The organism is Petrocella sp. FN5 (assembly GCF_029210395.1).
In the GTDB taxonomy this organism is placed as follows: domain Bacteria; phylum Bacillota; class Clostridia; order Lachnospirales; family Vallitaleaceae; genus Petrocella.
Genome location: NZ_JARGDP010000194.1, coordinates 1 through 1,074, shown reverse-complemented (window position 1 = coordinate 1,074; position 1,074 = coordinate 1). Strand labels below are relative to the sequence as shown.

Genomic DNA, 1,074 nt, shown 5'->3' with positions numbered 1-1,074 from the left:
AGAAATCTTACGGGAAAGTTGAGTTTGTTTAATACATTATTTTCTGGTTAATTCCAATAAATCTTGTAGGTTGTTTTCTTCTGCATATTGGTCTTGAATCGGTAGTGCCAGTTCTTTGAACGCGTTTAAGTCAACTTCGTTGATTTCTCCGCCATCTGCGATAATCTTGTCTCTTGATTCCTCTAGCATTCTGTAAGTGACGGCTCTTTCTTCTTCAACGGATGCTTCCGTAGCTTCAAGAATCCAACCTTGCTGTTCTTCTGTGAACTTGTCAAAGGCATGTCCGTTCATAAGTAATAATCTTGTTGTGTAGTCATGATAGGTTAAGGATGTATACTTGCCATTTGGCGTGGTATGATGACCTTGTAACATCATGTTGGTGTGATCATTTTCTGCTGCATCGGCGGTACCTGTGTTAAGGGCTTGATATAGTTCTGCCCAGCCTACACTGATTGGGTTTGCGCCGGCATTTTTCCAGAATGCTTGTTGTACCGGAGAACCTTGTAACCTAATATTAAGTCCGGCTGAATCTGATGGCACTGTGATTGGCTTCTTACCATAATAGTTTCTTACGCCGGATGAATAATAACCAACCACTTTAAAATCATTGTTGGTTTTCTCAACGATTAGATCTTTCATGGTGTCACCAAACTCACCATCAATGGTGGTTTCCCAATGTTCAAAGCTATCAAATAGGTAAAGCAAAGATAAAAGGTCAAACTCTTGTACGCCTGTACCAGCCATAAATCCTGGTGATGCAACCACCATATCTACTGAATCGGTCGTTAATTTCATCGCCAATTCATTTTCATTGGTACCCAGTGTTCCGGGGTATACCTCGGCTACGATGGTGCCACCGGATAATCTTGCAATCTCTTCTGCGAATTTGTTAAGTCCGAATTGGTATGGGTTGTCTAGTGATGTTTGGTTGTGGGCTACACGAAGTGTAATCACATCTGCTGCTGGTGTTTCTGTTTCTGTAACTTCCCCTGTTGTTTCTCCTGTTTCATTGCTTGGTGCTACCTCGCTTGCACATCCCGCCAAGCTCATGATCATTGCTGCTACTAATAACAT

At 41.9% G+C, this 1,074-nt stretch carries 1 protein-coding gene; it reads right to left on the bottom strand.

The window, feature by feature from the left end; genetic code table 11:
- Positions 1-36: 36 nt before the first annotated feature.
- Positions 37-1,074 (bottom strand): TRAP transporter substrate-binding protein (locus P0N36_RS15435; protein ID WP_275843783.1); only part of this gene is annotated, 1,038 nt, incomplete at its 5' end.